The sequence below is a fragment of the Pseudomonas monteilii NBRC 103158 = DSM 14164 genome, from assembly GCF_000730605.1.
Lineage (GTDB): Bacteria > Pseudomonadota > Gammaproteobacteria > Pseudomonadales > Pseudomonadaceae > Aquipseudomonas > Aquipseudomonas monteilii.
Genome location: NZ_BBIS01000039.1, coordinates 21763 through 28977, shown reverse-complemented (window position 1 = coordinate 28977; position 7215 = coordinate 21763). Strand labels below are relative to the sequence as shown.

Below are 7215 nucleotides of genomic sequence, written 5' to 3'. Positions count from 1 at the left end.
GGCCCGTACATGACGGGCCTCTTCATTCGCGCCGCGCTCAGCGCTTGACCGGCGCCGGCTGCTGCTGGGTCAGGCAGTGAATGTTGCCACCGCCCAACAACAGCTCACGACCCGGGATCATCACCACCTCGTGATCGGGGAAGATCTTCGCCAGGATCGCTCTGGCTTCGGCATCTGCCGGGTCATCGAAGCTTGGCGCGATGATGCCCCCGTTGACGATCAGGAAGTTCACATACGAACCGGCTAGACGCACCGACGGGTCACGCTCCTGGCTGCCGGCCACATGATCGACACCGGCACACTCTTCAGCCGTGGCGAACAGCGGGCCCGGAATCGGCATTTTATGCACGATAAACTCACGGCCCTTGGCGTCACGGGTGTTCTTCAACACCTCCATGGCCGCGTGGCAGCGCGCATAGTTGGGGTCGTTGGAATCATCGGTCCAGGCCAGTAACACTTCACCTGGGCGCACGTAACAGCAGAAGTTGTCGACGTGGCCGTCGGTTTCGTCGTTGTACAGGCCATCCGGCAGCCACACCACAGTATCGACCGCCAGCTGGTCGCGAAGCACCGCTTCGATCTGCTCGCGGTTCAGGTGCGGGTTGCGGTTGCGGTTGAGCAGGCATTCCTCGGTGGTGATCACGGTGCCTTCGCCGTCCACGTGAATCGAGCCGCCCTCAAGCACGAAGCCTTCGGTGTGGTAGCGCTGGCAGCGCTCCATCTCCAGCACTTTGGCGGCCAGTTCCTCGTCACGGTTCCAGGGTGCATACAGGCCGCCATCGAAGCCGCCCCAGGCATTGAAGCCCCAGTCCACACCACGCACTTCACCCTGGTCGTTGATGACGAAGGTCGGGCCGGTATCACGCACCCAGGCGTCATCGTTGCTGATTTCGACCACTCGAATGTTCGGCAGGTCGAGCTGGCGGCGGGCATTTTCGTACTGGCCGGCAGAGGCTGCGACGGTCACCGGCTCGAAGCGGGCAATGGCCTTGGCCAAGGTGACGTGGGCCGCCTGGGCAGGCTTACCGCCCAGGCGCCAGTTGTCCGGGCGCTCCGGCCAGACCATCCACACCTGGGTTTGCGGGGCCCACTCGGCGGGCATGTGGAAACCATCGGCACGGGGCGTGGTGTTGAGGGTTTTCATGGGTGACCTCTGTGATGGCCCTGAGCCGGACTGTGCTGGGGCGTTTGTGAATTTATAACCGATATATATCGACATTTAAAGCCCGATGGTCGGGACTTTTCCGCTCAAATGACGAATTTGTATCGATAACAATCGAACCTAATTTATCCTTGTCTGGTGCCGATAGCAGTCTGACGTCTACCATAGCCACACCTTATGCATCCTGTTACAGCTCCCGGCGGAAAATTCCAGCGGGGCCGACTAGGGTCAATACTTGGGCAACGGGCCAGCGAGCCGCTATGAACATCATTCCTACTGCAATCCCTGAGGTACTGATCATCGAGCCGAAGGTTTTCGGTGACAGCCGTGGTTTTTTCTTCGAAGCATTCAACGCGCGTGAGTTCGCACGGCAAACTGGCGTGAAAGCCGAATTCGTCCAGGACAACCACTCACGCTCCATCAAGGGCGTACTGCGCGGGCTGCATTACCAGGTGAAAAACACCCAAGGCAAACTGGTGCGCGTAGTGCAGGGGGAAATCCGTGATATCGCCGTGGACGTGCGCAAAAGTTCGCCAACGTTCGGCCAATGGGTCGCCGTGCATCTGTCGGCCGACAATCACCGTCAACTGTGGATTCCACCCGGCTTCGCCCATGGCTTTGCAGTAATGAGCGAGTCGGCCGAGTTTCTCTACAAGACCACCGACTACTACAACCCGGACGCCGACCGCTGCATCCGCTGGGACGACCCACAATTGGCAATCAACTGGGGGCTGCAGCAACCCCCGGTGCTATCAGACAAGGACAAGGTCGGCCTGCCACTGGCAGAGGCGGAACTGCTGCCTTAACTAGCGCATAATTGCGCCAGACTTTTCTGGCGCATTTACGTGATGATTGCAAAACCCACGCCCCCACGCCGTCCCCGCTGGCGCAGCCTGGCCTTGTTGGCCCTGTGTCTGGCCCCGCTCCTATGGCCCCTGCACCACCTGGCCGAGCGTTACTACCAGGATGAGCTGGCCTCGCAGAACCGCCAGACCCTCGACCTGTACGTCGCCAACCTGCTCGGCACCCTGCACCGTTATGAGACCCTGCCACAAATCCTTGGCGACCTGCCGGCGCTGCGGGGTGTACTGGCCGACCCGTTCCGCCTGGAAGCAGTAACCAACGCCAACCGCCTGCTCAAGGACATCGTGCAGCAGACCGGCGCCGAAGTGATGTACCTGATGGACATCAGCGGCAACACCCTGGCCGCGTCCAACTGGGACAAACACGACAGCTTCGTCGGCCGCAATTTCGCCTTCCGCCCCTACTTCAACGAAGCCATGGCCGGCCACTTGGGCCGTTTTTTCGGCCAGGGCACCACCTCGGCCAAACGCGGCTACTTCTTTGCCGCCGCCGTGCGGGACCGTGAGCGAGTCGTTGGCGTGCTGGTGGTGAAGGTTGACCTCGACCACACCGAGACCCTCTGGGGCCGCACCCCCGAGCAGCTGTTGCTGACCGACCACAATGGCGTGGTCATCCTCACCTCGCGGCCTGACTGGCGCTTCCGCGCTACCCGTGTGCTGACCGAAGCCGAACGCCAGGCCATCATCGCCATCCAGCCCTACCCGACCCAGGCACCGCAACCGCTGGTGCTAAACCCGGACGCCTGGATCACCCAGACCCGCGATATCAAGGAAACCGGCTGGCAAGTGAGCATTCTCGCCCCTCGCCTACTGGTCGACCGTTCGGTACAGACGGTAATGGCCATCGGCGCAGGCACCCTGCTGGTGGTGATGCTGTTGGCCGGGCTGGTGATGCAGCGGCGCCGCCACTACATCGACCGTATCGACTTCGAGGCCCGTGGCCGCCAGCAGCTGGAAAAGCGTGTGGCCGAACGTACGGCCGATCTCGAAGGCCTCAACTCCCGCCTCAAAAGTGCCGTGCTGGAGCGCGAGAACGCTCAGCAGGAAGCGGTGCGTGCCCAGGACGAACTGGTGCAGGCCGGCAAGCTGTCGGTTCTCGGCACCATGTCGGCCAGCATCAGCCATGAGCTGAACCAGCCATTGGCGGCCATTCGCAGTTACGCGGAAAACGCAGAGATCCTGCTCGACCACCAACGCACCGAAGACGCCCGCGACAACCTCAAGCTGATTGGCGAACTGACTGGGCGTATGGCCTCGATCATCGCCCACCTGCGTGCCTTCGCCCGCCGCGACCGGCACGCCCCGGAGAGCGTAGCCCTGCAGCCTGCCCTGGACGATGCCCTGGCGCTGCTGGCCAAGCGCCGCCGGGCCATGGCCGTGGAGCTGATCCGCGACCTGCCCGAGGCCACCTTGTGGGTACAAGCCGGCGAAACCCGCCTGCGTCAGGTACTGGGCAACCTGCTGGCCAACGCCCTCGACGCCCTGACCGAAAAAGCCAACCCGCGCCGCTTGTGGCTAAGTGCCGAGCAACGCGATGACTGCGTCTACCTGTACATCCGCGACAACGGCCCCGGTTTCAGCCGCCAGGCCCTGGAGCACGCCAAGGAGCCATTCTTCACCACCAAGACCCGCACCCAGGGCCTGGGCTTGGGCCTGGCCATCTGTGAAAGCCTGATGCGTGCCCTGGGCGGTGAACTGCTGCTGGCCAACCACCCGGAAGGGGGCGCGCTGCTGACCTTGCAGCTGCGCGTGGCCGCGCCTGGCGCTACTTTGCCCAATTCGGAGGACACCTCGGCATGACCACCGAGACACTGATCGACAACCGAGCCCAGGTCATCCTGGTCGACGATGACCCGCACCTGCGCCAGGCACTGAGCCAGACCCTGGACCTGGCCGGCCTCAAGGTGGTCGCCCTGGCCGATGCCCAAGGCCTGGCCGACCGTATCGAGGCCGATTGGCCCGGCGTGGTGGTCAGCGACATTCGCATGCCCGGCATCGATGGCTTGCAACTGCTGGAGCAATTGCATGGCCGCGACAGTGAGCTACCGGTGCTGCTGATTACCGGCCACGGCGATGTGCCGCTGGCGGTGCAGGCGATGCGCGCCGGGGCTTATGACTTTCTGGAAAAACCCTTTGCCACAGACGCCCTGCTCGACAGCGTACGCCGCGCCCTGGCCCTGCGCCGCCTGGTACTGGACAACCGCAGCCTGCGCCTGGCGCTGAGCGACCGCCAGCAACTGGCCACCCGACTGGTAGGCCATTCGCCGTCCATGCTGCGCCTGCGCGAACAGATCGGCGCCTTGGCCGGTACCCGCGCCGATGTGCTGATTTTGGGTGAAACCGGCGCAGGCAAGGAGGTAGTGGCCCGCGCCCTGCACGATCTGTCCAGCCGTCGCGAGGGGCCGTTCGTGGCAATCAATGCCGGTGCGCTGGCCGAGTCGGTGGTCGAGAGCGAACTGTTCGGCCATGAGCCCGGTGCGTTCACCGGCGCGCAGAAGCGCCGCATCGGCAAGTTCGAGTTTGCCAACGGCGGCACGCTGTTCCTCGACGAAATCGAGAGCATGAGCCTGGATGTGCAGGTAAAGCTGCTGCGCATGCTGCAAGAGCGGGTAGTCGAACGCCTGGGCGGCAACCAGTTGATCCCGCTGGACATCCGCATCATCGCCGCGACCAAGGAAGACCTGCGCCAGTCTGCCGACCAAGGCCGCTTCCGCGCTGACCTGTACTACCGCCTGAACGTGGCACCGCTGCGTATTCCACCGCTGCGCGAACGCGGCGACGACATTCTGGTGCTGTTCCAGCACTTCGCCGACGCTGCCAGCCAGCGTCATGGCCTGCCACCGCACACCCTGCAACCAGCCCAGCGCGCCGTGCTGCTGCGCCACGACTGGCCAGGCAATGTACGCGAGCTGCAGAACGCGGCCGAACGCTTCGCCCTTGGCCTGGAACTGGCCCTGGACGGTCAGGCGCCACCGGCAGCAGTACCCGCAGCACCAGCGCTGATTGGCAACCTGAGCGAACAGGTCGAGCAGTTCGAACGCTCGCTGATCGCTGCCGAACTGGCCCAGCCACACAGCTCCATGCGCAGCCTGGCCGAGGCGCTGGGCATCCCCCGCAAGACCCTGCACGACAAGCTGCGCAAGCACGGCTTGAGCTTTGACGGCGGCAGCGGCGGGCATGACGACCATGAGGACAACCGTTGATGAACACCGATAGCCAATACCTGCAATCCGTCCTGCACAGCGACATCCCCCTGACCCGCGAAATGGGGCTGGAAGTACTCGACTGGCAGCAGCACACCCTGCGCCTGCAATTGCCACTGGCGGCCAACGTCAACCACAAGAGCACCATGTTCGGCGGCAGCTTGTACTGCGCCGCGGTGCTGGCGGGTTGGGGCTGGCTGCACCTGCGCCTGCGTGAGCTGGGGATCGATGACGGGCATATCGTCATCCAAGAGGGGCAGATCAGTTACCCGCTGCCGGTTACCGGCGCAGCGGTGGCGCGCTGCACGGCGCCGGATGAGAAAACCTGGGAGCGGTTCGTGAACATGTACCAGCGTCGCGGGCGGGCGCGGTTGACGCTGGAGACCACGGTGAGCAATGTCGGCAGTGACGAGCCTGCCGTGAAATTCAGCGGCCAGTACGTGTTGCACCGCTAACGCGGATCCCTGTGGGAGCGGGTTTACCCGCGAACACCGGCGAAGCCGGTGCCATGCACCGCGCTGGATTCTTCGCGGGTGAACCCGCTCCTACAGGGTAGGGTGATACACGTCAGATCAGCTTCAGGAAGGCCTGGCGCCACTTAGCATTGGCCGGCAATGCCAGGAAATACGGATTCAGCAGCGAATCCCGCGCCGGGTAGCGGAACGGCAAGCCATCCAAACCGATCACTTCGCCACCAGCCCCTTCCACCACCCCCTGCGCCGCCGCAGTATCCCACTGCGACGTCGGCGCCAGGCGCGGATAGCAATCGGCGCTGCCCTCAGCCAACAGGCAGAACTTCAACGAACTGCCGATATTGGCCAGCTCCAGCTCTCCTACCGCTGCACCCAGCCCGGCCAACAGCGCCTCCTGCTCCGGGCTGGAATGCCGACGGCTGGCCACCACGGTAAAACGCTCGCCCTGTGCCGGTGCGTTGCGCACCTGGATAGGCTGGGCAACCTCACCGGCCTCCGCACGCCAAGCCCCCAAACCGCGCCCACCAAAGTAGCAGCGCCCATTGGTCGGCATCGACACCACGCCAAACACCACCTCGCTGTTTTCAACCAGGGCGATGTTGACCGTGAACTCCTCACTGCCCGCGATAAATTCCTTGGTGCCGTCCAGCGGGTCGACCAGCCACCAGCGGCTCCAGCCCTGGCGCTCGGCCAGCGGAATGTTGCAATCTTCTTCGGACAACACCGGAATGTGCGGGGCCAGCGCCAACAGGCCATCGGCAATTACCCGGTGCGCTGCCAGATCGGCGGCGGTTACCGGCGAGTCATCAGCCTTGTTGGTAACCGCAACATCGGCGCGCCAGAACGGCAGGATCGCCTCGCCCGCCATCAGCGCCAGCTTGACCACTTCATGCATCAGTTGCAGGTCGTTCATAGCTCCAGCAGCCCCCGCTGAATCAGCAGGTCACGCGCCAGGTACAGCGCCGCCAAGGCGCGTCCTTCGGTGAACTGCGGGTGCATGGCGAATGCCGACAGCTCGCGCAGGTTGACCTTGTCGACCCGCATCGGCTCTGGCTCGTCGCCTTCCAGGCGTTCTTCGTACAGGTCGCTGGCCAACACCACCTGGATCTTCTGGCTCATGTAGCCCGGCGACAGCGACAGCTCGGTCAGATGCTCCAGCTGACGCGCGCCAAAACCGGCTTCTTCCTTGAGCTCCCGGTCGGCGGCCGCCAGCACGTCTTCTCCCGGTTCGATCAGGCCCTTGGGCAACGACAGCTCGTATTCATCGGTGCCGCCACAGTACTCCTCCACCAGCACGGCGTGCTCGGCGTCGAGCATGGCCACAATCATCACTGCGCCGTAGCCGTTGCCCCGGCCCACCAACCGCTCGTAGGTACGCTCATTGCCATTGCTGAAGCGCAATTGCACGGCTTCGACGCGGAACAGGCGGCTGCTGGCGACGATTTCGCGGCTGAGGACGGTGGGTTTCTGGCGCATGGGGCGGCTCCTTGGCGTGAACGGGTTACTATACCGTG

General features: G+C 63.9%; 7 protein-coding genes. 4 read left to right on the top strand and 3 right to left on the bottom strand.

The genetic code is table 11. The annotated features are described in order from the left end of the window. Window positions 1–37 precede the first annotated feature (37 nt). Window positions 38–1144: an agmatine deiminase gene (gene aguA, locus PM2_RS20155; protein WP_016714479.1), complete on the bottom strand. Its 1107-nt coding sequence runs from the start codon at window positions 1142–1144 to the stop codon at window positions 38–40. A 278-nt stretch (window positions 1145–1422) separates the two neighbouring features. Between aguA and rfbC the strand changes: the two genes are divergently transcribed. Genes rfbC through PM2_RS20135 form a run of 4 tightly spaced genes read left to right on the top strand, consistent with a single transcriptional unit; the run spans window position 1423 to window position 5683 of the window. Next, window positions 1423–1968: a dTDP-4-dehydrorhamnose 3,5-epimerase gene (rfbC, locus tag PM2_RS20150; RefSeq protein ID WP_016714478.1), complete on the top strand. Its 546-nt coding sequence runs from the start codon at window positions 1423–1425 to the stop codon at window positions 1966–1968. Between the two features lie 42 nt (window positions 1969–2010). Continuing rightward, entirely contained in the window at window positions 2011–3825 is a 1815-nt protein-coding gene (locus PM2_RS20145) for a sensor histidine kinase (protein ID WP_016714477.1), read from the top strand. Continuing rightward, complete coding sequence (locus PM2_RS20140; protein WP_016714476.1) at window positions 3822–5228, top strand: sigma-54-dependent transcriptional regulator; 1407 nt, start codon at window positions 3822–3824, stop codon at window positions 5226–5228. The genes PM2_RS20145 and PM2_RS20140 overlap by 4 nt, the downstream gene beginning before the upstream one ends. Beyond that, the gene (locus tag PM2_RS20135; protein WP_016714475.1) at window positions 5228–5683 is read left to right on the top strand and encodes a thioesterase domain-containing protein; all 456 of its coding nucleotides are present in this window, start codon (window positions 5228–5230) and stop codon (window positions 5681–5683) included. The genes PM2_RS20140 and PM2_RS20135 overlap by 1 nt, the downstream gene beginning before the upstream one ends. Before the next feature lie 112 nt (window positions 5684–5795). Here PM2_RS20135 and cysQ read toward each other — a convergent pair whose 3' ends face one another. Beyond that, entirely contained in the window at window positions 5796–6614 is an 819-nt protein-coding gene (cysQ, locus tag PM2_RS20130) for a 3'(2'),5'-bisphosphate nucleotidase CysQ (RefSeq protein WP_016714474.1), read from the bottom strand. Beyond that, window positions 6611–7177: an ADP compounds hydrolase NudE gene (gene nudE, locus PM2_RS20125; protein ID WP_016714473.1), complete on the bottom strand. Its 567-nt coding sequence runs from the start codon at window positions 7175–7177 to the stop codon at window positions 6611–6613. Before nudE ends, cysQ begins: the two co-directional genes overlap by 4 nt. Window positions 7178–7215: the final 38 nt, after the last annotated feature.

Excerpts from the sequence above, each read along its gene's own strand:
- rfbC (WP_016714478.1), top strand. The coding sequence starts at position 1,423 with ATGAACATCATTCCTACTGCAATCCCTGAGGTACTGATCATCGAGCCG.
- PM2_RS20135 (WP_016714475.1), top strand. The coding sequence starts at position 5,228 with ATGAACACCGATAGCCAATACCTGCAATCCGTCCTGCACAGCGACATC.
- nudE (WP_016714473.1), bottom strand. The coding sequence starts at position 7,177 with ATGCGCCAGAAACCCACCGTCCTCAGCCGCGAAATCGTCGCCAGCAGC.
- aguA (WP_016714479.1), bottom strand. The coding sequence starts at position 1,144 with ATGAAAACCCTCAACACCACGCCCCGTGCCGATGGTTTCCACATGCCC.
- PM2_RS20140 (WP_016714476.1), top strand. The coding sequence starts at position 3,822 with ATGACCACCGAGACACTGATCGACAACCGAGCCCAGGTCATCCTGGTC.
- PM2_RS20145 (WP_016714477.1), top strand. The coding sequence starts at position 2,011 with ATGATTGCAAAACCCACGCCCCCACGCCGTCCCCGCTGGCGCAGCCTG.
- cysQ (WP_016714474.1), bottom strand. The coding sequence starts at position 6,614 with ATGAACGACCTGCAACTGATGCATGAAGTGGTCAAGCTGGCGCTGATG.